General features: G+C 63.2%; 20 protein-coding genes. 6 read left to right on the top strand and 14 right to left on the bottom strand.

The window, feature by feature from the left end; genetic code table 11:
- The first annotated feature begins 84 nt into the window (after window positions 1-84).
- Entirely contained in the window at window positions 85-1,092 is a 1,008-nt protein-coding gene (ansA, locus tag OKB87_RS09185; protein WP_011707130.1) for an asparaginase, read from the top strand.
- 221 nt (window positions 1,093-1,313) lie between these two features.
- On the opposite strand, the gene OKB87_RS09190 is transcribed toward ansA, so the two are convergent.
- On the bottom strand, window positions 1,314-1,607 hold the full coding sequence (locus OKB87_RS09190) for a YeaC family protein (RefSeq protein WP_011707127.1): 294 nt from the start codon (window positions 1,605-1,607) through the stop codon (window positions 1,314-1,316).
- A gap of 40 nt (window positions 1,608-1,647) precedes the next feature.
- Window positions 1,648-3,078, bottom strand: coding sequence for a glyceraldehyde-3-phosphate dehydrogenase (locus OKB87_RS09195; RefSeq protein WP_270827208.1), 1,431 nt, complete (start codon window positions 3,076-3,078; stop codon window positions 1,648-1,650).
- A gap of 197 nt (window positions 3,079-3,275) precedes the next feature.
- On the opposite strand from OKB87_RS09195, the gene OKB87_RS09200 reads away from it, so the two are divergent.
- Together OKB87_RS09200 and OKB87_RS09205 are read left to right on the top strand one after the other, a co-directional pair.
- Complete coding sequence (locus tag OKB87_RS09200) at window positions 3,276-4,076, top strand: DUF2989 domain-containing protein (protein WP_270827209.1); 801 nt, start codon at window positions 3,276-3,278, stop codon at window positions 4,074-4,076.
- Between the two features lie 6 nt (window positions 4,077-4,082).
- Complete coding sequence (locus OKB87_RS09205) at window positions 4,083-4,640, top strand: NUDIX domain-containing protein (RefSeq protein WP_270827210.1); 558 nt, start codon at window positions 4,083-4,085, stop codon at window positions 4,638-4,640.
- Between the two features lie 64 nt (window positions 4,641-4,704).
- On the opposite strand, the gene sppA is transcribed toward OKB87_RS09205, so the two are convergent.
- Window positions 4,705-6,549 carry a signal peptide peptidase SppA gene (gene sppA, locus OKB87_RS09210; protein WP_049048228.1) on the bottom strand — a complete coding sequence of 615 codons (1,845 nt, stop codon included), beginning with the start codon at window positions 6,547-6,549 and terminating at the stop codon, window positions 4,705-4,707.
- Between the two features lie 310 nt (window positions 6,550-6,859).
- Here sppA and OKB87_RS09215 point away from each other — a divergent pair, with 310 nt between their 5' ends.
- The gene (locus OKB87_RS09215; RefSeq protein ID WP_041216256.1) at window positions 6,860-8,875 is read left to right on the top strand and encodes an NADPH-dependent 2,4-dienoyl-CoA reductase; all 2,016 of its coding nucleotides are present in this window, start codon (window positions 6,860-6,862) and stop codon (window positions 8,873-8,875) included.
- Window positions 8,876-8,980: 105 nt separating this feature from the next.
- Complete coding sequence (locus OKB87_RS09220) at window positions 8,981-9,529, top strand: NAD(P)H nitroreductase (protein ID WP_139388815.1); 549 nt, start codon at window positions 8,981-8,983, stop codon at window positions 9,527-9,529.
- 477 nt (window positions 9,530-10,006) lie between these two features.
- On the opposite strand, the gene OKB87_RS09225 is transcribed toward OKB87_RS09220, so the two are convergent.
- The 4 genes from OKB87_RS09225 to OKB87_RS09240 form a co-directional block, all read right to left on the bottom strand.
- Entirely contained in the window at window positions 10,007-10,570 is a 564-nt protein-coding gene (locus tag OKB87_RS09225) for a sugar O-acetyltransferase (protein WP_270827211.1), read from the bottom strand.
- A gap of 73 nt (window positions 10,571-10,643) precedes the next feature.
- Window positions 10,644-11,621, bottom strand: coding sequence for a D-2-hydroxyacid dehydrogenase family protein (locus OKB87_RS09230; protein ID WP_270827212.1), 978 nt, complete (start codon window positions 11,619-11,621; stop codon window positions 10,644-10,646).
- 245 nt (window positions 11,622-11,866) lie between these two features.
- On the bottom strand, window positions 11,867-12,745 hold the full coding sequence (gene prmA, locus OKB87_RS09235; RefSeq protein ID WP_270827213.1) for a 50S ribosomal protein L11 methyltransferase: 879 nt from the start codon (window positions 12,743-12,745) through the stop codon (window positions 11,867-11,869).
- A 528-nt stretch (window positions 12,746-13,273) separates the two neighbouring features.
- On the bottom strand, window positions 13,274-14,290 hold the full coding sequence (locus OKB87_RS09240) for a zinc-binding alcohol dehydrogenase family protein (protein WP_270827214.1): 1,017 nt from the start codon (window positions 14,288-14,290) through the stop codon (window positions 13,274-13,276).
- Between the two features lie 100 nt (window positions 14,291-14,390).
- On the opposite strand from OKB87_RS09240, the gene OKB87_RS09245 reads away from it, so the two are divergent.
- On the top strand, window positions 14,391-15,263 hold the full coding sequence (locus tag OKB87_RS09245; RefSeq protein ID WP_016351752.1) for a LysR family transcriptional regulator: 873 nt from the start codon (window positions 14,391-14,393) through the stop codon (window positions 15,261-15,263).
- A 2-nt stretch (window positions 15,264-15,265) separates the two neighbouring features.
- Here the strand turns inward: OKB87_RS09245 and OKB87_RS09250 are convergent, their stop codons facing one another.
- From OKB87_RS09250 to acs, 7 genes are all read right to left on the bottom strand, one after another.
- On the bottom strand, window positions 15,266-16,693 hold the full coding sequence (locus OKB87_RS09250) for a PTS transporter subunit EIIC (protein ID WP_252450251.1): 1,428 nt from the start codon (window positions 16,691-16,693) through the stop codon (window positions 15,266-15,268).
- A gap of 77 nt (window positions 16,694-16,770) precedes the next feature.
- Window positions 16,771-18,249, bottom strand: coding sequence for a sodium/pantothenate symporter (gene panF, locus OKB87_RS09255; protein ID WP_039214756.1), 1,479 nt, complete (start codon window positions 18,247-18,249; stop codon window positions 16,771-16,773).
- Window positions 18,239-18,517, bottom strand: a complete 279-nt coding sequence (locus tag OKB87_RS09260; protein ID WP_016351749.1) for a YhdT family protein — start codon at window positions 18,515-18,517, stop codon at window positions 18,239-18,241. Before OKB87_RS09260 ends, panF begins: the two co-directional genes overlap by 11 nt.
- A gap of 112 nt (window positions 18,518-18,629) precedes the next feature.
- Window positions 18,630-19,970 (bottom strand): acetyl-CoA carboxylase biotin carboxylase subunit, encoded by a 1,341-nt coding sequence (accC, locus tag OKB87_RS09265; protein ID WP_011707113.1) that lies wholly within the window; start codon window positions 19,968-19,970, stop codon window positions 18,630-18,632.
- A gap of 15 nt (window positions 19,971-19,985) precedes the next feature.
- Window positions 19,986-20,441, bottom strand: a complete 456-nt coding sequence (accB, locus tag OKB87_RS09270) for an acetyl-CoA carboxylase biotin carboxyl carrier protein (protein ID WP_011707112.1) — start codon at window positions 20,439-20,441, stop codon at window positions 19,986-19,988.
- 36 nt (window positions 20,442-20,477) lie between these two features.
- Window positions 20,478-20,927, bottom strand: a complete 450-nt coding sequence (gene aroQ / locus OKB87_RS09275; RefSeq protein WP_016351748.1) for a type II 3-dehydroquinate dehydratase — start codon at window positions 20,925-20,927, stop codon at window positions 20,478-20,480.
- A gap of 267 nt (window positions 20,928-21,194) precedes the next feature.
- Window positions 21,195-23,141: an acetate--CoA ligase gene (gene acs / locus OKB87_RS09280; RefSeq protein ID WP_270827217.1), complete on the bottom strand. Its 1,947-nt coding sequence runs from the start codon at window positions 23,139-23,141 to the stop codon at window positions 21,195-21,197.
- Window positions 23,142-23,165 lie beyond the last annotated feature (24 nt).

Here is a 23,165-nt window from a genome sequence, read left to right on the forward strand (position 1 = left end):
GAACGCGGCGGGCAGTCGATGCCGCCGTTTCGCTCCGTGTGAGCCACGATTCGCGGGTGTTGTGCCCATCAAAGAGGAGAGGGTGTGAAGAAGTCCATCTACATCGCCTACACAGGCGGCACCATAGGGATGCAGCGTTCCGACCACGGTTATGTGCCGATGGCGGGCTTCATGGAAGACTGTCTGGCGCGGATGCCCGAGTTCCATCGTCCCGAGATGCCGGATTACCATATTCACGAATATGCGCCCCTCATCGACTCTTCCGACATGACGCCGGCGGACTGGCAGCGCATCGCCGAGGACATTAAAGGCAACTACGACAAGTACGACGGTTTCGTCATTCTGCACGGCACCGACACCATGTCGTTCACCGCCTCGGCGCTCTCCTTCATGCTCGAGGATCTGCACAAGCCGGTCATCATCACCGGCTCCCAGATCCCGCTCGCCGAGCTGCGCTCCGATGGGCAGCAGAACCTGCTCAACGCCCTCTACATCGCGGCCAACTACCCGATCCACGAGGTGACGCTGTTCTTCAACAACCAGCTCTATCGCGGCAACCGCAGCAAGAAGGTGCACGCCGATGGCTTCCACGCCTTCGATTCGCCCAACTACCCGCCGCTGCTCAACGCCGGCATCGCCATCTCGCTGGAAGCGGGCGAGCTGGGCGTGCCGTCCGAGCGGCCGCTGGTGCTGCACGACATCACCCCCCAGCCCATCGGCGTGGTGACCCTCTATCCGGGTATCTCGGCCGAGGTGATCGCCAACATCCTGCAGCAGCCGGTGCGGGCGCTGATCCTGCTCTCGTTCGGGGTGGGCAATGCGCCGCAGAATCCGGCCATGCTGGCGCTGCTCTCCGAGGCGTCGGCCCGCGGCGTCATCATCGTCAACCTGAGCCAGTGCCTGCACGGCAAGGTCAACATGGGGGGCTATGCCACCGGCAATGCGCTGTCGCGGGCTGGGGTCATCTCGGGCTTCGACATGACCGCCGAGGCGGCGCTGACCAAGCTGCACTTCCTGCTGAGCCAGGATCTGCCGGCGCCGCGCATCCGCGAGCTGATGCAGCAATCCCTGCGTGGTGAGCTGACCCCCTGACTGGTTTCCCCCTCACCCTAACCCTCTCCCAGCGGGAGAGGGGATAGATCGAGGTGGCGAGGTTTGCCATGAAGATCGCCGGCAGGTGGCCCGCTTACTGTTCGCAGCTGCGAGTCTGCTCCCCTGGCGGGAGAAGGGCCGGGGATGAGGGGGATATGTCAGGAAAAAAGAGAGGGGAGCCATATTGGCTCCCCTCTCTCGTTGTGGCGAGTGGGTCAGACTCAGTGGTTGAGGTCGACCCGCACTATCTCTTCCTCGTCGCGATACTGACGCTTGAGCTCGCTCTTGCTCTTCATCACGATCTCGCCGTCACGGCCGATGTTCATGTGCTCGGGGTTGTCGAGGTGCATCGCCTGCCAGGCCATCACAGCCTGTAGCGACGTGGCCTTCTGCTCGTCGGTGAGCGGCTTGCCGTCCGGCCACTTGCCGAGCTCGACTGCGGTCTTGAGGCGCTCGTACACCTCTGCGGGCATCTGCCTGATTGCTTGCAAAAACTCACCTTGTTGAAACGACATCCGGCCTTCTCCTTGCACATTGAGCCATGACGAATCGGGATCAGATCGGCAGATCCTGGCGAACCGCGCCAGCCATCTGCTCCATCACCCGCACTACCTGACAACTGTACCCGAACTCGTTGTCATACCATACGTAGAGCACGCAGTGATCCCCCTCGGCGATGGTAGCCTGGGAGTCGACGATGCCCGCAAAACGCGAGCCCACCATGTCGGAGGAGACCAGCTCGGTGCTGGCACTGAAGTCGATCTGGCGATGCAGGGCCGAGCTCAGCGCCATCTGCTGCAGATAGGCGTTGAGGCTCTCCCGATCGGTGGTCTGTTCCAGCGACAGATTGATGATGGCCAGCGACACGTTGGGGGTGGGCACCCGGATGGCGTTGCCGGTCAGCTTGCCCTTGAGCTCGGGCAGCGCCTTGGCCACCGCCTTGGCGGCGCCGGTGCTGGTCATCACCATGTTGAGGGCCGCGCTGCGACCGCGGCGCTCGCCCTTGTGATAGTTGTCGATCAGGTTCTGGTCGTTGGTGTAGGAGTGCACCGTCTCCACGTGGCCGTGGCGGATACCGTACTTGTCCTGCATCACCTTGAGCACCGGAGTGATGGCGTTGGTGGTGCAGGAGGCGGCGGAGATGATCTTGTCATCGGGCCCTATCACCTCGTGGTTGACCCCGAACACCACGTTCTTCATCTCCCCCTTGCCAGGAGCGGTCAGCAGCACCCGGGCGGCGCCGCGCGCCTTGAGGTGTTCAGACAGCCCCGCCTCGTCGCGCCAGACGCCGGTGTTGTCGACGATCAGCGCATCGTGAATGCCGTAGGCGGTGTAGTCGATGTCGGCCGGACTGTTTGCGTAGATCACCTGAATGAAGGTGCCATTGGCGATGATGGCGCTGCGTTCCACATCCACTTCGATGGAGCCGTTGAAGGGGCCGTGCACCGAGTCGCGGCGCAGCAGGCTGGCGCGCTTCTCCAGATCTCCGTCACGACCGCCGCGTACCACGATGGCGCGCAGCCGCAGGGAGTTGGCGGCGCCGGTGCGCTCGATCAGCAGTCGGGCCAGCAGGCGACCGATGCGGCCAAAGCCGTACAGCACCACGTCAGTGGGGGCCGGCACACCGCGGCCCAGGGCCGGTGCCAGCTTGGCACGCAGGTAGTCGTCGATGCCGGCTTCATCCTGGTGATCCTGCCAGTAACCCACGGCCAGCTTGCCCAGATCGATCTCGGCGGCGGTCGGGTTCAGGGCCAGGATGGCTTGCAGCAGCGGAAAGCTCTGTTGGATTGGGAGGGGGGCTCCCTGGTGGCGGCGAACGACCCGGTGGGCCTTGAGGATATCGATGGTGGAGGCGTTTTGCAGCGGGCGGCCGTAGAGGGTGATCTCGACCCCTTGTTGTCGGTAGAGGCGACCAATCAAGGGCTGCATGGCTTCGGCGAGCTCCTGGCTCTCCTGCCACGCTTGCAAGTAGTGCTCGTGGGTCATTAACCAGATCCTTTATTTCACGTTGTTGGGGCAAATAGAAATTCGTCGAATGCAGATCAGTGTAGGGGTGTATATTTCGTTATATTATTCTGCAGTCGCGGCCTTATACGGCGCGCGCATTGTAATGGATATGTAATCTGTTTGCTAGCCAAGGGTGGCCATGGCAGGCTGCGATTGTTACCAACAAGATATGAACCATGACCCCTTTTCCAGCTTGTCCCCTGTTGTTCGGCCTCTGTTTCGGCCTGCTGCTCACCGCCTGTGACGATGACAGGATCCACAACATCTGTGCCAATTACCCGGCCCTCTGTCAGGATCTGGTGGACGACGGCTGGTGTCGTTACGAACGCAGCGATATCATCCGGGCCCGCTACTACCTGCAGGCGGAGGGGACACAGCGGCGCCAGTATGAGTTGATGCGCAGCCTGGAGCGTTATCTCAAATGCGCCGAACGCTCCACCAACATCGAGTACAAGCGGGCCCGCGAGCAGAAGAGCCCGCGGGTGGAGGGGATGCTGGCGGCCGGCGAACAGCTGGCCCAGCTCGATGCCGCCACCCGCAACGCTACAGATCCCTACCTGCTGCTCTGGCACTGGACCAACAACACCAACGAGCTGGCTCGCCAGCAGTTTCTGGCGCTGGAGGGGCAACCCGTGCTGGAGGAGCCCGAGCTGCAACTGGCGCTCGGCGGCATCTATGCCAAGAGCGAGCCGCACAAGGCCATCGCGCTGATGCAGCACGCCCTCTCTCTCTACCGGGAAGGGGAGCAGGTCAACGGCCGGATCCTCACCTCCCTCAGCACCCTCTACATGGGCCAGAAGCAGTATGGGCAGGCCTATCTGTGGGGCAAGGTGAGCGAGTCGTTCCAGAATGCCGCCGAGGTGTCGGCCACCCGTTTCAGCCTCTATCACTCCCTGAGCAAGCAAGAGCAGGAGAGCCTGGACAGCCAGGCCGCCACCCTGGTCGAACAACTGAAAAGCGGGACCTATCGTCCCTGAACCCTGATGAACCACATTGAATCTCTGGCCAGCGACTGGCCGCATCCCTTCGACATCCGGCTCACCCACGGCCGGGTCAACACAGATGGCCGCCAGCTGGAGCGGGTCACCGTCAGGGCCGTCGTGCTGCGTGGCGACCAACTGCTGCTGGTGCACTCCCGGGTCAACGGCGATCTGATGTTTCCCGGTGGCGGCATCGAGCAAGGGGAGTGCCACCGCACGGCCCTGGCGCGCGAGCTGCGCGAGGAGTGCGGCGCCGAGCTGGTGGCAGTCGGTGCCCTGCTCGGCGAGACGCGGGAGTACCGGCCGGCCCGCGAGGCTGACTACGACGCCTACTGCATCCGCTCCTTCTACTACCTCTGTCAGGTGGGGGAGGCGTGGTGCGAACCCCAGCCCCAGCCCTACGAGATAAGGCTCGGTTTCACCCCTGGCTGGTTCGAGCTGGCCGAGGCGCTGCAGACCAACAAGACCCAGCTGGCGGGCCCTTGCCCCCAGTGGACGGTGCGGGAGACCCGGGTGCTGGCCGAACTGCACCACTGGCACGAATCCGGCCTGCTGGCGTGACTCGGGCCCCTTGAGGCAGATGTAAAAAAACCGCCCTAGGGCGGTTTTTTGCGTTTGCTGCCGATCAGGGCGTACAGACCGGGCAGAGGGCGTAAGTGCCCTGCGGATCGTTGAAGCGGGTCAGCGGGTCCAGGCTGCGGTTCACCTCCACCAGCGCCTTGCCAAGCCCGGCCGGCAACCAGCTCTGCAGGTGGGAAGCCAGAACTTGGGCGCTGCTGTCGAACAGCTGGCGCAGGAACTTGTCTTTGGCCGACTCCTCCTGCTCGATGGGGGTGACCTGCCACTCCTTGAGGTTGGCCAGCTCGGCTGCCGCCTTGATGGCCGCCTCCTGATCGCCAAACTCGTCCACCAGTCCCAGCGCCTTGGCATCCTGACCGGTCCAGACCCGGCCCTCGGCCGCTTTCTCGGTCTCTTCCGGGCTCAGGCCACGGCCCTTGCTGACCAGACCGACGAAACGCTGGTAGGTATCTTCCACGTTCAGCTGGATCGCCTGTCCGACGTGTTCCGGCAGAGCACGGGTCAGGCCGACGCCGACATAGTCGGTGGTGCCGACGCCGTCGGTGTGCACTCCGTACTGAGAGAGCGCCTTGTCGATGGTGGCGAACATGCCGAACACTCCGATGGAGCCGGTGAGGGTGGTGGGGGAGGCGAAGATCTTGTCCGCATCGGCGGAGATCCAGTAACCGCCGGAGGCGGCGTAGCTGCCCATGGAGATCACCACCGGCTTGCCAGCCTGCTTGAGGGCCAGCAGCTCGGCGCGGATCTGCTCGGCGGCGAAGGCGCTGCCGCCCGGGCTGTCGACCCGCAGCACCAGGGCTTTCACCTTGTCATCGCGGCGGGCATCTGCCAGCAGGTCGGCGAGGCTGTCGCCGCCGATGGTGCCGGCAGGCTGGACGCCATCCATGATGGCGCCGCTGGCGACGATGAGGCCCACCTCATCCTTGCCACTCTGGGGATACTGGCTCGGGATGGCGGCCAGGTACTCCTTGAGGCCTACGCCCTTCCAGCCGTGGTCATCGCTCTCGCCCACTTCCTTGATCACCGCCTGGGTCATCTCGTCGCGGGTGGCCAGCTGGTCCACCAGACCGTTGTCGAGGGCGTAGTTGGCGGCGTTGCCGCCGGCCTTGCGCAGCAGCTCGAGGAAGCGATCCTTGCCCGGCGCCACGGCGTCCGGTTCGATTTCGCGCTGCTCGGCCACATCAGCCACATAGGATTGCCACAGCTGATCCAGCCAGCGCTGGTTCGCCTCCTTGCTCTCGGGGGACATCTCGTCGCGGGTATAGGGTTCGACGAAGGATTTGTAGGTGCCGACCTTGAACACGTGCGGGGTGATGTTGAGCTTCTCCAGCGCCGACTTGTAGTAGGTCTGGTAGACGCCGAGCCCCTCGATCACCACGGCGCCGCTCTGGTTGAGCAGCACGTGATCGGCGTGGGCGGCCAGCAGATATTGGCCCTGGGTGTAGAAGTCGGCCATGGCGATGACCGGCTTGCCGCTCTCCTTGAATGCATCGATGGCGCTCGCCACCTCCTGCAGTTTGGAGAAGCTGGTGCCCTGCAGCCCCTGGGGCTTGATCACCAGCGCCTTGATGCGATCGTCATCCTTGGCGCTTTTGATGGCCCACAGCAGATCGGAGAGGACGATCTCGCTGGGCAGCTCGTCGCTGTTGTCCACCTGGCGCAGCAGCTGCACGGTGGGATCGGTCTGCGAGCGCTGTTCCACCAGCACGCCGGAGAGATTGAGGGTGAGGGCCCCTTCGATGGGGGCGCTGGGCGCCTCTTTCTGGCTGACGCTGAAGACGATGATCAAGACCACGACGAGAAACAGCAGATTGACCAGCATCAGCCGGGTGAAATTGAGCAGGCGCCACAGGCTGCGAAACAGCCAACCCAGACCTTTGAAAATAGACATAGTCGCGTTATCGCCCTGTTAATGGGGAGGGAAGCGCCATTATTAACCAGTTGGCCGGTGAAATGCCATTTCCGCTTGGACAGGATCGGAGCCCGGTTGTTCGGAACACGTCTGTTCGCCGAAAAATTGTCCAAACATTTGTTTGAAAAAGCATTTTCGATTCTTTACTCTAGCCTCGGTTTGATAACAAAAAATTAACTGGAGGCCCTGTGAGCCGCCCACCCATCCAGCCGTCGTGCCCCGGGCTTGAGTCCGGACGGCGGAGGATGGGCGTGGTGCCATCCAGTCCGGCCCCGACAAGGAGTTCATGATGAGCCGTTACCCGACCCTGCTGACCCCCCTCGATCTCGGCTTTACCCAGCTGCGCAACCGCGTGTTGATGGGATCCATGCACACCGGCCTCGAAGAGGAGAAGGGGGGCTTTGACAAGCTGGCCGCCTTCTATGGCGAGCGGGCCCGGGGCGGGGTCGGCCTCATCGTGACCGGCGGCATCGCACCCAACCTGCGTGGCCGGCTGGTGCCCCACGGCTCCCAGCTGAGCTTTCCCTGGCAGGTGGCCAAGCACAAGAAGGTGACCAGTGCGGTGCATCAGGAGGGGGGCAAGATAGCGCTGCAGATCCTCCATGCCGGCCGCTACGCCTATCATCCATTCAGCCTGGCGCCGAGCGCCCTCAAGGCCCCCATCTCTCCATTCAAGCCGCGCGCCATGAGCGAGCGGCAGATCCGCGGCACCATCCGCGACTTCGCCGCCACCGCGCAACTGGCCAGGAGCGCGGGCTACGACGGAGTCGAGGTGATGGGGTCGGAAGGCTATCTCATCAACCAGTTCATCTGCGAGCGCACCAACAAGCGCACCGATGGCTGGGGTGGCAGCAGTGAAAACCGCATGCGCTTCCCGGTGGAGATTGTCCGCGCCATCCGCGAACGGGTCGGGCCGGACTTCATCATTATCTTCCGCCTCTCCATGCTGGATCTGGTGGAGCAGGGCTCCTCCCTTGAGGAAGTGATCGCCCTTGGCAAGGCGCTGGAGCAGGTGGGGGTCACCCTCATCAATACCGGCATCGGCTGGCACGAGGCACGCATTCCCACCATCGCCACCAGCGTGCCGCGCGGCGCCTTCAGCTGGGTGACGGCGGAGCTCAAGAAACATCTGAGCGTGCCGCTTATCACCACCAACCGGATCAACACCCCCGAGGTGGCCGAGCGTATTTTGGCGGGCGGCGAGGCGGATATGGTCTCCATGGCACGTCCCTTCCTGGCGGATCCCGAATTTGTCATCAAGGCCGCCGAGAACCGGGCGGACGAGATCAACACCTGCATCGCCTGCAACCAGGCCTGTCTCGACCACGTCTTCAAACAGAAGCGGGCCTCCTGCCTGGTCAATCCGCGCGCCTGCTTCGAGACCGAACTCACCTTCGGCCGGGTGCCCCAGCCCAAGAAGCTGGCGGTGGTGGGCGCCGGTCCCGCCGGGCTGGCGTTTGCCTGCTACGCCGCCGAGCGCGGCCATCAGGTGAGCCTGTTCGATCAGGCCAGCGAGATCGGCGGCCAGTTCAACTTCGCCAAGCAGATCCCGGGCAAGGAGGAGTTTCACGAAACCCTGCGCTACTTTGCCAGGCGGCTGGAGAAGTGCGGCGTCGAGCTCTATCTGGGTCAGCGCCAGAGTGCCGAGAGCCTCTTGGGCGGCGGCTTTGACGAGGTGATCCTCGCCACCGGCATCCGCCCGCGCACCCCCAACATTCCGGGCATCGAGCATGCCAAGGTGATGAGCTACCTTGATGTCTTGCGGGATCACAAACCGGTGGGCGAGAAGGTGGCGGTGATCGGCGCCGGCGGCATCGGCTTTGACGTGGCCGAATACCTGGTAGAGGGCAAGGGGGATCGCAGTCGCGATCACTGGCTCAAGGAGTGGGGCATCGACAAGCAGCTCGGCGAGCGCGGCGGCCTGATGGCCCCGGTGATCGACGCCCCCGAGCGCCAGGTGTGGCTGCTGCAGCGCAAGGAGAGCAAGGTGGGCGACGGCCTTGGCAAGACCACCGGCTGGATCCACCGCACCGTACTCAAGAACCGCAAGGTGGAGATGCTCTCCGGCGTGCAGTACCTGCGCATCGACGATGAGGGGCTTCACATTCAGGTGGGCGAACAGCAGCAGTGTCTGCCGGTGGATCAGGTGATCATCTGCGCCGGCCAGGAGCCGCTCAAGGAGCTGCAGGCCGGTCTGCAGGCGGCGGGCAAGCCGGTACACATCATCGGCGGGGCCGACGTGGCCGCCGAGCTGGACGCCAAGCGCGCCATCCGCCAGGGGGCCGAACTGGCGGCGGTCATCTAGGCGACGGGCCGCCATGTATTGCGACAAACCCCTGATGCTCAGGGGTTTTCTTCATCTGGTGCTGTGCTAAGGTAGCGCCATCATAGCCCTGACAAGGAACTGCCCATGGATGCCCTCCACCTGTTACTGAATCGTCACTCCTGTGGTCGTCTGGCCGAGCCCGCCCCGAGCGGCGAGGTACTCGACAATATCCTCAAGGCCGGGCTGCGGGCGCCGGATCACGGCACCCTGACCCCCTGGCAGTTCATCCTGTTCGAAGGGGAGGGGCGCGAACGGCTCGGTACCCTGCTGGCACAGGCCGCGCGCAGTCGCGGCGAGGATGAGGAGAGCATCAAGAAGTGTCAGGAGGCCCCGCTGCGCGCACCGCTGCTGATCGCGGTGGCCACCCGCTATCAGGAGCATCCCAAGGTGCCGCGGCTGGAGCAGGAGCTCTCCGCCGGCTGCGCCCTGATGGCGATGCAGATGGCGGCCCAGGCCCAGGGCTTCAACGGCATCTGGCGCTCCGGCTGGTTCATTTTCGACGAGCAGGTCAATGAAGGGTTGGGACTGACACCGGAGGATCAGCTGGTGGGCTTCCTCTACCTTGGCACCCCCATGCTGGAGGCTCGCAAGCTGCGCGAGCTGCCGGTGAGCGAGTTCGTGCGCCGCTTCTAGTCTGCCTTATTACCGGCAAGGCCCTGACTCGTCAGGGCTTTTTTGTTTCTGGTGGCGGGCTGTACTGATATTTGGAAGATTGCCAAGAGGGAGGCCGTGGCTGGCAGGGAATTTTTTAAATAGTGAGATGCCGTTCTCAATCCTGGTTTATTACGCTATGTAAAACGTTTGCGCCTCGTTAATATCCCTGTGCCAGTTTAGAAGGTGACCCCTTCTAATTTTCTGCGATGAGAGTCGCAATTCCGTAGCACCTTTTTACAGCCCAACGTCTTGATGACATTGGGCTTCATTTTTATGGGCGTTTTTCAGGTGTTGGTACTCTCAACTTCCTCAGACCGGAAAGGTCACCTTTTTACAGGCCATCATGGTCTTGATGGCATTGGATTTCATTTTTATGGGTACTTTGCAGGTGCGGGTTCCCTTAACTCCCTGATACCGGCAAACCTACCTTTTACGGATAGTTCCCGATACGTGCTGCTAGCTCTCCGGCATCTTGCCTTTGGCGGGCAGCACGCGGGCCGGGTTGCCAACCACCCGGGCGCCGGCCGGCACGTCTTTGGTGACCACTGCCCCGGCGCCCACGATGGCCTCCCGCCCTATGGTGACACCGGGCAGCAGGATGGCGCCGCCGCCAATCCAGACTCTGTCCTCGATGGTGACCGGCAGCGCCGTCTCGACCCCCAGGATCCGTTCATCCGCGTCCAGCGCGTGAGCGGCGGTGTAGATCTGCACGTTCGGCCCAATCATCACCTCGGCGCCGATGCGAATGGGGGCGTTGTCCAGCAGGGTCGCCCCCATGTTGATGTAGCTGCGCTCGCCAAGGTGGATGTGGCGGCCATAGGTGCAGTAGAGGGGCGGGCAGATGAAGGCCCCTTGGGCCAGCTCGCCGACGATCTGCTGCAGCAGCGCCAGCTGTTCATTCTCCTCGTCGCTGCGATTGAAGCGGCGGTACAGACGGGCCGTCTCCCGGCGCAACAGATCCAGTTCCGGCGCCATGCAGTTGTAGGGCTTGCTGGCGATCATCTTGTCGTAGTCGGTCATGGCTGCTCCTGTGGCTTGCCTTGGTGGCGCATGGGGTTCACATGTTAGCGGTCCGGCCGCCGGATAACCGTGATCAGCGGCCCGCTACGGGCAGCACCAGATTGGTCGGCCTGCCCTCGGCAAAGGCAATCAGGTTGTCAAAGGCGGCCTGAAAGTAGAGCTGGTAGCTGTTGCGCTCTACATAGCCGAGATGAGGGGTGGCCAGCACATTGGGCAGGCGCAGCAAAGGCTCGCTTTGCGCCGTGGCAGGCTCTGCATCGAATACGTCGAGCGCTGCGCGCCGGGTGGGGTTGGCGGCGAGTTCAGCATAAAGGGCGCCTGGCTCGACAAGCTCAGCCCGACTGACGTTGACCAGCAGGGAGTCGGCCTTCATCCGCGCGAGATCGGTGCGGGTCACACAGCCACGGGTTGCCTCGTGCAGGCGCAGATGCAAAGAGAGGATGTCGGCGTCACGAAAGAAGGACTCCTTGTCGGGGGCGCTGGCATGGCCATCCTGCTCGGCCTGCAGGCGGGAACCCTCGCTGCCCCAGATCAGCACCGACATGCCAAAGGCCCGGCCGTAACCGGCCACCAGTCTGCCAATCTTGCCGTAGCCCCAGATGCCGAGCGTCAGCCCCTGCAAGGTACGGCCCAGCCCCAGTGTGCCGGATTGCTGCCACTGCCCCTGGGCGAGGGCATGACAATAGGCCGGGAGGTGGCGGGAGGCGGCCATGATGAGCGCCCAGCAGAGCTCGGCGGGTGCCACCGGGCTGCCGATGCCTTCGGCGACGGCTACCCCGTGGCGTTGACACAGGAGGGGGTCGATATGCTGGCTGATCTTGCCGGTCTGACTGATGAGCCGAAGGGAGGGGAGCCTGCGCAGTAACGCCTCGTCGATGCGGGTGCGCTCGCGGATCAGCACCAGCGCCTCCACCCCTGCCAGCTTGGCGGCAAGGCGCTCGGGGTCAGGTTCGCTTTGGGTGAGGATGGTGACGTCGTGGCCCGCCAGGCGGGTAAAGCAGGGCAGATGACGCACCTGATCCTGATAGTCATCCAGTATGGCAATCCGCATAAGCACTCCGTGTCGCAAGGGGGACTGGCGGCCTATCCTACCGGAAACGGGGTGAGCTGTGTGGTCAAATGAGCACTGATTGCAGTGCAGGTATGGATGCGCTGGGCAACAGCACCAGAGAGGTGGCGGTCGGCAGGTTGAAAACAGACGGGGCTCCCATGTGGGAGCCCCGTTGATAGTTTGGCAAGTGCCGCTTAGCCGAGTTTGCGGCCGATGGGTTGGCCGCTGCCGTGGCTTGTTGTTTATCAGCCGAGTTTGCGGCCGGAGAGGCGGCACCACTCTTCCTTGACGGCGGTCGGGTCCATCTCGAACCACTGGCCGTAGATGGTCTCCAGCTCCGGCGCCTGGCTTTCCAGCACACCGGAGAGGGCCATCAGGCTGCCCGCTTTGCCGTGGCCGGCGATAAGCGGCGCTAGTTCGCGCAGCGGGCCGGCCAGGATGTTGGCGACCACCACGTCCGCTTCGACATCTTGCGGCTGATCCGCCGGCAGGTAGAGCTCGATCTGATCGGCGACGCCATTGCGCTCGGCGTTGTCACGGCTGGCCTGGATGGCCTGTGGATCGATGTCGATGCCGATGACCCGGGCGGCGCCCAGTTTCAGGGCGGCGATGCCGAGGATGCCGGAGCCGCAACCAAAGTCGACCACGGTTTTACCGGCCAGATCCAGCCCGTCCAGCCACTGCAGGCAGAGCGCCGTGGTGGGGTGGGTCCCGGTACCGAAGGCCAGACCCGGGTCCAGCATGACGTTGACCGCATCGGGGTCCGGCACGTCGCGCCAGCTCGGGCAGATCCAGAGCCGCTTGCCGAACTGCATGGGGTGGAAGTGATCCATCCACTCGCGCACCCAGTCCTTGTCCTCCAGCTGCTCCACCTTGTAGCCCACGTCTTCACCGAAGATCTGCTGGAAGAAGGCGATGGTGGGTGCCGGATCGGTTTCGGCGTCGAACAGCCCCATCACTTCGGTCTCGCCCCACAGCGGGGTTTCGCCCGGCATGGGTTCATAGACGGGCACATCCTTGGCATCCATAAAGGTCACCGCCTGGGCACCACGCCCCAGCAGCATGTTGCTCACCTTGTCTGCGGTCTTGGCAGTGGCGTTGATTCGAATTTGTATCCAGGGCATGGCGTCGACTCTTCATAAATGTGAAACCGCGGGATTCTATCATCATGGGCGTGTGCTGTCGTGGTTTGCCCATGCAGTGTGGTGGAGGATGGGGACTTTGCCGAGTTGGCACGGTTCATGTATTCCTCATTGGGTGACGGGAAGCAACCTGTTCCCGCTGAATGCTTTGCTCTAGGAAAGTTCCGTCATCTTTTTCAGCCACCTTCGGGTGGCTTTTTTTTTTGCCTGCTGTTAGACCGGGGGCTGTAGGCCCCGCTGGCAGGGCACAATGTGGCAAGAAAATGGGGATGGGGGCGGGATTGGCACACTAGCTGCAAAGATACAGAGGTCCTGCATAAGGATATGTGTGTGATTGTTACCCCAACGTTCAGGTATTTAGGGCCATCCCGGCGGGACGGCCCCTTTTTTTGGCTCTTTTTATGGTGATGCTGCGTGGTGACTGTCTGTTGCCTGATGTGAGCTGTGCTGTGATGGGGCTTGTCACTGGTGAGTTCACCCCATGATGGTGCAGTTTTTACCCATAAGGGATTAGTTGCCGAACAGGCTCATGTCGATCACCAGCTTGCCCACCATGCGGCCGGCTTCCACCTCGGCATGGGCCTGAGCCAGGGTAGTCGGGGTCAGCTCGGCTACCACCTTGCTGAGGGTGGTCTTGACCACGCCCTGGTCCACCAGAGCGGCGACCAGTCCCAACAGGTTGTGCTGCTCGATCATGTCCGGAGTCTGGAACAGGGAGCGGGTAAACATGAACTCCTGGCTGAAGGTGACACTCTTGCTCTTGAGCAGGGAGAGGTCCCAGGGCACGCTCGATTCGGCGATGGTGCAGATATGGCCGAACGGGCTGATGAGGCTGGCCATGGCATCCCAGTGCTGCTCGGTGGCATTGGTGCAGAAGATGGCATCCACCTGAGTGATGCCGAGGGCGGTGAGCTCCTCCTGCAACTGGTGATGGCTCACCACCTGGTGGGCCCCCATCTGCAGGCACCAGGTCCGGGTCTCGGGGCGCGAGGCGGTTGCGATCACCTCCATGCCGGTGAGCTGGCGGGCCAGCTGGATGGCGATGGAGCCGACCCCGCCGGCGCCGCCGATGATCAGCAGCTTGCCGCTGCTCTCGCGGGTGAGGTGCATGCGCTCGAACAGGGTCTCCCAGGCGGTGATGGCGGTGAGCGGCAGGGCGGCCGCTTCCAGGTCGCTCAGGCTGGCGGGGGCGAGGGCGGCGATGCGCTCATCCACCAGTTGCAGGGCGCTGTTGCTGCCGGGGCGGCTGATGTCGCCAGCATACCAGACCCGGTCGCCCGCCTTGAACAGGGTTACCTCGCGGCCGACGGCGATCACTTCACCCACGGCGTCCCAGCCCAGCACTCGCGGGCTGCTCTCGACCTTGGCCTTGGGGGCACGCACCTTGGTGTCGACCGGGTTGATGGAGGTGGCCTTGACCCGCACCAGCAGGTCGCGCGGGCCCGGCGTCGGGTTGGCCAGATTGGCTTCGATGAAGCAGTGGGGGTGATCGCTCGGCAGATAGTGGGTCAGGGCGATGGCTTTCATGGCAGTTCCTTTCAAATCGGTTGGATGGGGATTGCCAGCCACTCTAGTCTGGTTGATTATTCAGATTAAGATGGGTAATTGGTAAAGACTGTTTGAATATATGAACAATGTCGAACTGGAGCTGATGGGGCTGTTCGCCACCGTGGTGGAGCAGGGCAGTTTTACCGGCGCGGCCGAGTTGCTCGGCATGCCCAAATCCTCGGTCAGCCAGAAGATCTCGCGGCTCGAGTCCCAGCTCGGGGTGCGCCTGTTGCAGCGCACCACCCGCCGGCTGAGCCTGACCCCGCAGGGGGAGGTCTATGTGGAACAGTGCCGGGCGCTGCTGGCGCTGGCCCGCAGCGCCAATTTGGCGATGGCGCGGCTGCGCGCGGCCCCGGCCGGCCGGGTGCGGATCACCGCACCGGAGGCGACCGGCACTCTGCTGCTCGGCCGGATCCTGGCCGAGTTTCGGGCTCTCTACCCCGAGGTGGTGCTGGAGCTGACCCTCTGCGATGAGCAGCTCGATCTGGTGGGGGAGGGTTACGATCTGGCGCTGCGGGCGGCACCGCTGAAAGATTCCAGCCTGATCTGCCGGCGCATCGGTCAGGTACCTCGGCATCTGGTGGCGGCGCCCGCCTATCTGGCGGCCCACGGCACGCCGCAACAGCTGAGCGAGCTGGGGCGATACGCCTGCCTGGTGCACACGTCGCTGCCGGTGTGGCCGTTGCAGGAGGGAGGCTGGCGGCCGCAGGGGGCTTGTCTGAGCAATAGCTTACTGGCGCTGCGGGAGCTGGCGATCAACGAGGGGGGGATCGCCCTGCTGCCCCATCACGTCTGCGAGGGGGATCTTGCGGCGGGACGCTTGCAGAAGGTGCTGCCGAGTCACCCCATTCCGGCCAACCCCTTCTACCTCATCTATCCGAGCCGGGAGCACCTGGCGCCCGCCCTGCGCAGCCTGATGGACTTTGTGGCCGAGCGGTTGCCGTTTGCCTGAGGCTACCAGCCGCTCTGGCTGGCGGACTCCTGATTGGGTTTGAGGCCGAGCGGGACCGACTGGCGTTCCGCCAGCATGCGGATCTGCCCCTCGATCAGGCTGGCGTTGGGGCCCAACACCAACACCAGCTGATGGTCGTTGAGCTGGATCCAGGAGAGGCAGCCCAGCCCCAGCAGGCGGGATTGATCCACCAGCGAGATGTCGCGCACTCGCAGGCTGAGGCGGGTGAGACAGACGCTCATCGCCTGCAGGTTGTCCATGCCGCCCAGCACCTTGAGGTACTGGATCGCCAGCATCTGGGGATCGGAGGGGGCGACGCTGGCCAGGCGCGGGTGCTCCGGCGCGATGGGCTTGCTCGGCAGGCTGAGGGGCGTGCGCTCCAGCAGCTGATAGAACAGCAAGGTGTAGGCGACGAAGAACAGGATGCCGACCGGAATGAGCCAGAAGCTGTGCTCGCCGGCGTGGTAGCTCAGCACCAGATCCAGCAGGCCGGCGGAGAAGTAGCTGCCTACCTTGATGCCGAGCGCGCTGCAGGTGGCGAGTGACAGGCCGGTCAGCAGGGCGTGGGCCAGAAACAGCCAGGGGGCGGTGAAGGCGAACAGGAACTCGATGGGTTCGGTGATGCCCACCAGCGCCGAGGTGAGCGCCAGGGTGAGCAGCAACCCCCCCTGCGGCAGTCGCTGCATGCGCTGGCGGTGCAGCCAGATGGCGAAGCAGGCGCCCGGCAGGCCGAACATGATGATGGGGTAGAGCCCGGCCACATAGCCTTCGTGCAGCGGCTGGGCGCTGGCCAGTGCCTGCAGGTTGCTCTCCCCCAGCCCGATGAGGCTGCCCAGTACCTGATGCAGGCCGAGCGGGATCAGCAGCCGGTTCAGCACGCCGTAGCAGAAGGCACCGAACGGGGTGGTGAGCAGTTCGGAGGCGAGCAGGGTGATGCCCTGTTCCAGCAGCGGCCAGAGCAGCGCCAGGGGGAAGGCCAGCAGCAGGCAGGTGAGCGCCGAGGCGAGCAGGCTGGTGAAATCACCGTTGATCAGCCGCAGCCAGTGGGGCATGGGGTGGCGCTTGAGCCAGGGGTAGACGATGGCGGTGGTCAATCCCGCCAGCAGGCCGCAGATCATGTCGCTGTGCAGGCCGGGAGCCAGGGTGCCGAGCGCCGAGCTCAGCAGCAGAAAGTTGACCGCGCCGGCCAGCGCCTGGGTGCCTTCACCCTGGCGGCTCAGCCCGAAGGCAATGGCCACCGCATAGATGAGCGGCATCTGGCTGAACAGGGCGCGGCCGGTGAGGGAGAGCACCGCCAGATCCAGCACGTCCGGCTGGCCGAGCCGATAGAGCAGCGCGGCCAGCGGCAGGATGGAGACCGGCAGCAACAGGGCGTAACCGAGTCGCTGCAGGGCTTGGGTCAGGATCTGTCTGGCGTTCTGTACGGGCATAAGGGCGCGGCATTTTGTGATATGGCGCACAGTTTACCCGTAAAACACCCATTTGGGGATAGTTTCGGAACCCTTTATTAATCCATCGATGATTGCGGCTCAAACAAGCGCCGCACATGCTGGCTCGGGGCCGGGGTCAGCAGGCTGACCAGCACGAAGGCAATCAGCCCCAGCGCCAGGCTCGGCACGATGGCGTGCAGACCGGCCGGCTTGATCTCCCACTGGCTCAGGATGGCGTAGCAGAGGATGCCGCACACCATGCTGGCCAGGGCCCCCGGGCCATTGGCCCGCGACCAGTAGAGGCCGAGCACCAGTGGCCACAGGAACACCGCCTGCAAGCCGCCGAAGGCGAGCAGATTGAGCCAGATGATCATCTCGGGGGGCTGCAGCGCCGCCAGCAGCACCAGGGTGCCCAGAATCAGGGTGCAGAGCAGGGAGAGGCGCGGCACCCGCACTTCCAGCTTCTCCTGGCCGGCCTTCTCCGGACTCAGGTAGTTGAGATAGAGATCCTTCACCAGGGTGGCGGAGGCCTGGATCAGCTGGGAGTCGATGGTGGACATGATGGCCGCCATGGGCGCCGCCAGGAAGACCCCCGCCAGCCAGGGGGGCAGTACCTCCATCATCAGGGAGGGCATGATCTTGTCCGGGCTGTCCATGCCGGGCAGGATGGCGCGGCCCAGGGCGCCAGCCAGGTGCATGCCGAACATCAGCAAGGCGCTGACGATGGTACCGATGAGGATGCCGCGGTGCAGCGCCTTGCTGTCGCGATAGCCGAAGCAGCGCAGCGCCGAGTGGGGCAGCCCCACCACCCCGATGCAGACCAGCACCCAGAAGCTCAGCATGAAGGGCTGGGTCAACAGGTCGCCGGCCCCCTGCGGGCTCACCAGCTTGGGATCGATCACCTTGAGCTGGTGGATGAGGTTGGGCAGGCCGTCACCGGCCACCAGAATGCCCGCCAGCAGCGCACCGGTGCCGATCAGCATGATGATCCCCTGCAGCGCATCGGTCATCACCACGGCGCGAAAGCCGCCGATCACCGTGTAGAGCAGCACGCAGCTGGCAAACAGCAGGAGCCCCTGCTGATAGCTGAGGCCGGTGGCGGTCTCCAGCAGACGGGCGCCGCCGATGAACTGCACCACCATGGTGGCGATGAAGGCGAGGATGATGGTGACCGAGCCCAGCACCACCACCGCCTTGCTCTGGTAGCGGGCCCACAGCATGTCGTTGATGGTCACCGCATTGACCCGGCGGGCGATGATGGCGAATTTCTTGCCAAGCACCCCCAGGGTGAGCCAGACGGTGGGCAGCTGGATCATCGCCAGCAGCACCCAGCCCAGCCCGATCTTGTAGGCCGCTCCCGGCCCTCCGATGAAGGAGGAGGCAGAGGTGTAAGTGGCCACCAGGGTCATGGCCAGCACCAGCCCGCCCATGCTGCGGTTGCCGATGAAGTACTCCTGCACGAAGTCGCCGCCCACCCGGTGGCGGCTGGCCCAGAAGCCGACTCCCAGCACCAGCACCAGATAGATGATGAGCGGCAGCATCAGCTCAAGATTCATGGGAAGGCTCCTTGGCATCGAGGGGAGGGGAGTCGAGGGGGATGTCCACGAACAGACGATCCACCATCAGGCCGCACAGTACGATGAACAGCAGCGGCATCAGGATGCAGCTGAGCAGGAACCAGAGCGGCATGTCCCAGCATTCGATCTCTGCGGGGATGAAATAGGCCGTGCCATACCAGGCAAGGAAGTAGAGCAGGGTCAGCAGCAGGCAGAGGGCTGCTTCCCGGCGAGCGAGCGCGAAACGATTCACCTTGGCCTCCGACAATTTTGAGGGGCGCAAGGATAACAAAAAAGGGCCATGTCGCCATGGCCCTTTTTCAACAGAGGCTCCTTGCGGAGCCGACGTCCACCGACATGGCGGTCTTCGTCAAGGATCCTTACAGACCGAGCTTCTTGTGCAGGTAGTGGATGTTGGTCCCACCGTGCTGGAAGTTTTCGTCCTTCATGATCTCTTTTTGCAGGGAGACGTTGGTCTTGATCCCTTCCACCACCAGCTCGTCCAGCGCCTGACGCATGCGGGCGATGGCGACGTCGCGGTTTTCACCGTAACAGATCAGCTTGCCGATCATGGAGTCGTAGTAGGGCGGTACCTTGTAGCCGGCGTAGATGTGGGAATCCCAGCGTACGCCCAGACCGCCCGGCGCGTGGAAGCGCTGGATCAGGCCCGGAGACGGCATGAAGGTGGCCGGGTCTTCGGCGTTGATCCGGCATTCGATGGCATGGCCACGGATGCGGATGTCCTGCTGGGTGATCGACAGGGGCTGACCGGCGGCGATGCGCAGCTGCTCCTTGATCAGATCCACGCTGGTGACCAGCTCGGTGACCGGGTGCTCAACCTGGATACGGGTGTTCATCTCGATGAAATAGAACTCGCCGTTTTCGTAGAGGAACTCGAAGGTACCCGCACCGCGGTAGCCGATCTCGATACAGGCGCGCACGCAGCGCTCACCGATGAACTTGCGCATCTCTTCGGTGATGCCGGGTGCCGGCGCCTCTTCGACCACCTTCTGGTGACGACGCTGCATGGAGCAGTCGCGCTCGCCCAGATAGAGGGCGTTGCCCTGGCCGTCTGCCAACACCTGAATCTCGATGTGGCGCGGGTTCTCCAGGTACTTCTCCATGTAGACCATGTCGTTCTTGAAAAACTGGCCTGCTTCGGATTTGGTCAGCGCGATGGCGGCAGACAGCTCGGCTTCACTGCGGACCACGCGCATGCCGCGACCACCACCGCCGCCGGCGGCCTTGATGATCACCGGATAGCCAATGCGCTTGGCGATGGCGGCGTTGTGCTTGGCATCGCTGTCGACTGGGCCGTCGGAGCCCGGTACGCAGGGCACGCCTGCCTTCTTCATCGCCTCGATGGCGGAAACCTTGTCACCCATCAGGCGAATGGTCTCGGCGCGCGGGCCGATGAAGATGAAGCCGGATTTCTCGACCACTTCGGCGAAGTCGGCGTTCTCGGAGAGGAAACCGTAACCCGGGTGGATGGCGACGGCACCGGTCACCTCGGCGGCGGCGATGATGGCCGGCACATTGAGGTAGGAGTCGGTACTGGCCGGCTTGCCGATACAGATGGTTTCGTCGGCCAGCAGCACATGCTTGAGCTCCCGGTCGGCGGTGGAGTGAACGGCCACTGTCTTGATCCCGAGCTCTTTGCAGGCGCGCAGGATCCGCAGGGCAATTTCACCGCGGTTGGCGATGACTACTTTGTCCAACATGGGTGGCGACTTCCCTTATTCGATGATGAACAGCGGCTCGTCGAATTCGACGGCCTGACCATTTTCAACCAGGATCGCTTTGATCACACCGGCCTTGTCAGACTCGATTTGGTTCATCATTTTCATGGCTTCGACGATGCACAGGGTATCGCCGACATTGACGTGCTGACCGACTTCCACGAACGGCTTGGCTTCCGGGCTGGAGGAGCGGTAGAAGGAGCCAACCATCGGGGAGCGCATCAGGTGACCGCTCGGGATGGCGTCGGCAGCCGGGGCAGCAGCAGCCGGTGCGGCGGCAGGAGCGGCAACCGGGGCGGCAGCTTGTTGCATGATCATCTGCGGAGCAGCGGTCACTTGACCGGAGAAGTTGCGGCTGATGCGAACGGACTCTTCACCTTCGGAGATCTCCAGTTCGGCGATGCCGGACTCTTCAACCAGTTCAATCAGCTTCTTGATTTTGCGGATATCCATTAGCATTCTCTTTCTTCTTTATCTGATCAGTGATTATCAAGCCGCGCGCAACTGGTGCACGGCCGCGGTTAAAGCGAATTGGTAGCCATCGGCCCCCAGCCCACAAATGACCCCCTTGGCGACATCAGACAGATAGGAGTGATGGCGGAAGGGTTCCCTGGCATGGACGTTGGACAGGTGAACCTCGATAAAGGGGATAGCCACACCCAGCAGCGCATCGCGGATGGCGACGCTGGTGTGAGTGAAGGCGGCCGGGTTGATGATGATGAAATCCACCTGACCCATGGCCTGGTGGATGCGGCCGACCAACTCATGTTCGGCATTGGATTGCAGGTGTTCCAGTGTAACCCCGAGTTCGCCGGCGTTGTGCGTCAGATCGGCGACGATCTCATCGAGCGTCTTGCTGCCGTAGATGCCCGGTTCCCGTTTGCCCAGCAGGTTCAGGTTCGGCCCGTTGAGCAGGAGAATTCGGTGTTTTTGCGACATATTGAGTACATCCTCGATGATAATGCTGCTATCTGTCAGCCATCTTGTGGACTATCAGAAATCTAGTCATTTTCTGCGCAAATCGGTGTGCACTGGCACACAGATTTCGCAATTATATTGATTTCGTGAAAATTAGCAGCATTTTACTGGTCTAATCTCTACATCTGTCTATTTTTTTGCGCTAACCGGTGCGTTGTTGAAACGCTCAGTAGCAAAGACGACAAAGCCGGCTTGAGGCCGGCTTTGGAGGCAGGAACGCAGTCAGGATCAGGCTGCTTCCGACTTCTCGCGGATCAGCTTGTCCACCACGCCCGGATCCGCCAGGGTGGAGATATCCCCCAGGCTGTCGGTCTCGCCGGTGGCGATCTTGCGCAGAATTCGCCGCATGATCTTGCCGGAGCGGGTCTTGGGCAGCCCCTCGGCCCAGTGGATCACGTCCGGGGTGGCGATGGCGCCGATCTCCTTGCGAACCCACTCCTTCACCTCTTTATGCAGCTCCCGGCTCGGCTCCTCGCCGGCGATCAGGGTGACATAGGCGTAGATGCCTTGACCCTTGATCTCGTGCGGCACACCCACCACCGCCGCTTCGGCGATCTTGGGATGGGAAACCAGCGCGGATTCAATTTCGGCGGTGCCCATGCGGTGACCGGAGACGTTCAGTACATCATCCACCCGTCCGGTGATCCAGTAGTAACCATCCTCGTCGCGACGGGCACCGTCGCCGGTGAAGTAGCGGCCGGGGAAGGTAGAGAAGTAGGTCTGCTCGAACCGTTCGTGATCGCCGAACACGGTGCGCATCTGGCCCGGCCAGGAGTCAGTGATCACCAGGTTGCCCTCGGTGGCCCCCTCCAGCGGCTCGCCCATGTTGTCCACCAGCGCCGGCTGCACGCCGAAGAAGGGACGGGTAGCCGAGCCTGGCTTGAGATCGGTGACGCCGGGCAGCGGGCTGATGAGGATGCCGCCGGTCTCGGTCTGCCACCAGGTATCGACGATGGGACAGCGCTCCTCGCCGATGGTGCGGTAGTACCACTCCCAGGCTTCCGGGTTGATGGGCTCGCCCACCGAGCCCATGATGCGCAGGCTCGAACGGGAGGTGTCGGCTACCGCCTCGTTGCCCTTGGCCATCAGCGCGCGGATGGCGGTGGGGGCGGTATACAGAATGCTGACCTGGTGCTTGTCCACCACCTGGCTCATGCGGTTGGTGGCCGGGTAGTTGGGCACCCCTTCGAACATGATGGTAGTGGCGCCGTTGGCAAGCGGCCCGTAGACCAGATAGGAGTGGCCGGTGACCCAACCCACGTCGGCGGTACACCAGTAGATGTCCTCTTCGTGGTAGTCGAAGATGTACTTGAAGGTGAGCGTGGCGTAGACCAGATAGCCGCCGGTGGTGTGCTGCACCCCCTTGGGTTTGCCGGTGGAGCCGGAGGTGTAGAGGATGAAGAGCGGATCTTCGGCCCCCATCGCCTCGGGCGGGCAGTCGGCGCTGACGGTGGCGACGGCGTCGTGCCACCAGATGTCCCTGTGGTTGTGCCAGGCGATGTTGCCGCCGGTGCGTTTGAGCACGATCACCTTGTTGACCTTGGTCTCCGGGTTGGTGAGTGCTTCATCCACGTTCTTCTTGAGCGGCACCGGACGGCCGCCGCGCAGCCCTTCATCGGCGGTGATGACGATGGAAGAGCCGGAGTCGATGATGCGACCGGCCAGGGCTTCCGGCGAGAAACCGCCGAAGACGATGCTGTGCACCGCGCCGATGCGGGTACAGGCCAGCATGGCGATGGCGGCTTCCGGCACCATGGGCATGTAGAGGCAGACCACGTCGCCGCGATGCACTCCCTGCGCCTTCAAGACGTTGGCAAACTTGCACACCTCGGTGTGCAGCTCGCGGTAGGTGAGCTTGCGATCTTCGGCCGGGTTGTCCCCTTCCCAGATGATGGCGACCTTGTCGCCGCGCTGGGCCAGATGGCGGTCCAGACAGTTGGCAGAGACGTTGAGCAGGCCGTCTTCATACCATTTGATGGAGACGTGGCCCGGATCATAGGAGGTGTTCTTGACCCTGGTGTAGGGCTTCATCCAGTCGAGGATCTTGCCCTGCTCGCCCCAGAAGGCATCCGGATCCTGCACCGAGGCCCGGTACATGGCTTCATAGCCTGCCTTGTCCAGCAGGGCGCCGTTGCTGATGTGGGCTTTGACCGGGTAGACCTTGCTCTCGCTCATGTGTCACTCCTTTGAATACATTCT

Source organism: Aeromonas sp. Y318-1, from assembly GCF_027706125.1.
Lineage (GTDB): Bacteria > Pseudomonadota > Gammaproteobacteria > Enterobacterales > Aeromonadaceae > Aeromonas > Aeromonas hydrophila.